Annotated in this window: 2 protein-coding genes; both read left to right on the forward strand. The window is 73.7% G+C overall.

Translation table 11 applies throughout. The annotated features are described in order from the left end of the window. On the forward strand, nucleotides 1–690 hold a 690-nt coding region (locus VF665_RS04905), incomplete at its 5' end, for a response regulator transcription factor (RefSeq protein ID WP_331052296.1). Beyond that, nucleotides 674–2,347, forward strand: coding sequence for a HAMP domain-containing sensor histidine kinase (locus VF665_RS04910; RefSeq protein WP_331052297.1), 1,674 nt, complete (start codon nucleotides 674–676; stop codon nucleotides 2,345–2,347). The genes VF665_RS04905 and VF665_RS04910, both read left to right, overlap by 17 nt. Nucleotides 2,348–2,454: the final 107 nt, after the last annotated feature.

Genomic DNA, 2,454 nt, shown 5'->3' on the forward strand with positions numbered 1-2,454 from the left:
ATGCGCAGTCTGCTGGTGGAAGACGAGGCCCGCCTGGCGAGCGCGGTAGAGCGGTACCTGCGTGAAAGCGCGTTCGCCGTGGACGTGGCGTCCGCGGGCAAGGACGCCCTGTTTCTGGCCAACGTCAATCCGTACGACGCCATCGTGCTGGACATCGGCATCCCCGAGCCGGACGGGTTCGAGGTGCTGCGCCGCCTGCGCGAACGGGGCAACGCCGCGCGCGTGCTCATTCTGACCGCCCGCGACGGCGTGGAAGACCGCATCCACGGCCTGGAGCTAGGTGCGGACGACTACCTCATCAAGCCCTTTGCCCTGGGCGAGCTGCGCGCCCGCCTGCGCGCGCTGCTGCGCCGCGGCGAGAGCCTTGTGCCGGACGTGCTGCGCGTGGCGGACCTGGAGCTGGACGGCAACGCGCAGAAGGCGGCGCGGGGCGGGCGCGCCATTCCGCTGACGGCAAAGGAGTATGCGTTGCTGGAGTACCTGGTGCGCAACGAGGGCAGGGTGGTGGGGCGCGCGGAGATCAGCGACAAGGTGTGGGACGAGCGGTACGATCCGGCATCCAACCTGATCGAGGTGTACATCAACCGCCTGCGCCGCAAGGTGGATGCGGAGGGGGCGCCGCCGCTCATCCACACGCGGCGCGGCGCGGGGTACGTGCTCTCCCGGGAGGCCGATGGCGATGGGGATTGACAGCATCCGGCTGCGGCTGACGGTGTGGTACGCGGCCATTCTGGCCGTCGCGCTGGTCGCGATGGCCGTCGCCACCTACACGCTGCTGGACCGAATGACGGTGGCGCGCTCCACCGCATCGCTGTTTGAGACTGCCGGCACCGTGCTGGCCAGCGGGGGGCGCGGCGAGCGCGGGCTGCCCGCGGCCGTGCGCCGCTTTCACGCGCCGGACCGGCGCGTGGTGCTGTACGCCGCGGACGGCCGCGTGATCGCCGCCTCGGAGCCGCCGCCCTTCGGGCCACCGGTGGCGCGGGAAGCATTCGCCGCCATCCCCGCGCTCGCTTCCCTCCCGCTCATCCACCATCCTCCCCCGCACCCCGGCGCGGCGGCGCCTCCCCGCTCCATGCAGCCGGATGCGGACGCCGAGCCGGCTCCGCCCGAGGCCGGGCACCTTCCGCCGGATCCGCGGGACGACGACGCAGCGCGGGACGGCCGGGTGCGGCGCGAAAGGATGGGGCGCGACAGCGCGGGGCGGCGCGTGAGGCCGGGGGTGGACGACGGCGATTCCGCCCGGATGCCCCCGTTCTCGCGGGCAGAGATGGAGCGGATGCGGTCGGAGGTTGCGCCCACGCGCATCATGCGGCTGCGACCCGGGGACCCGGCCGTGCGGGTGGGCGCGCGGCCGCTGCGGCGCGGCGCCGTGCTGGCCGTCATCGCGTCCACGCGGCAGGAGCAGCTGCTGCGGGATCACGCGCGCAGGGCGCTGGCGTTCGCGGTGGGCGTCACGCTGCTGATCGCCGTGATCCCGGGCTCGCTGCTGGTGCGCCGCAGCCTGGCCCCCATCGGCGCCATGACGCGGCAGGCGGCCCGCATTGGCGCGGAGCGGCTGGGCGAGCGGCTCCCCGCCGGCAATCCGCGCGACGAGCTGGGCGCGCTGGCCCGCGTGCTGAACGACCTGCTGGACCGGCTGCAGGCGGCGTTTACGCAGCAGCGGCGCTTCATGGCCGAGGCCGCGCACGAGCTGCGCACCCCGGTGGCCGTGGTGCGGGCCGAGACGGAACTGGCGCTGAGCGGCGAGCGTCCCGCGTCGGAATACCGCGAGGCGCTGGGCGTGGTGTGGAGCGAATCGGAGCGCCTGGGGCGCATTGTGGATGACCTGCTGACGCTGTCGCGCGCCGAGGCGGGCGAATATCCGCTGCGGCTGGGGCACGCTGACCTGGCCGAGGTGGTGGCCGACGTGGTGCGCGCTCACCGCGCGCTTGCTGCCACGCGCGAGGTGGCGCTGGATGCGGATACGGACGATGAACTGCCGCTGAACGGCGATTCCGTCCTCCTTTCGCGCATGCTGCGCAACCTGGTGGAGAACGCGGTCAAGCACGGCCGGCGCGGCGACCGCGTGCAGGTGAGCGCGCGCCGCGAGGGCGGAGAGTACGTGCTCCGGGTGGCGGATACCGGGCCGGGGATCGCGGAGGGGACGCGCGAGCGGGTGTGGGAGCCGTTCTTTCGCGGAAGCGGCGCGCGGGCCGCCGGTGCGGAGGGCGGCGCCGGGCTGGGGCTCCCCATTGCCCGGTGGATCGCGGAGGCGCATGGCGGCACCCTGTCGCTGGCGCAAACCGGTCCGCACGGCACCGTGTTCGAGGCGCGCATCCCGGTCGATACGCCGCTCCCCGCGGCGTGACATGGAGGGGCCCCGCGGACCCAAGCTCTGCTGAGCGACTGAAGTCGCCGCAACAACGGCGGAAAGTCTCCCCAAACAGACGGGGAGACTTCACCTGCACGCGGCGG

The organism is Longimicrobium sp. (genome assembly GCF_036387355.1).
GTDB lineage: Bacteria > Gemmatimonadota > Gemmatimonadetes > Longimicrobiales > Longimicrobiaceae > Longimicrobium.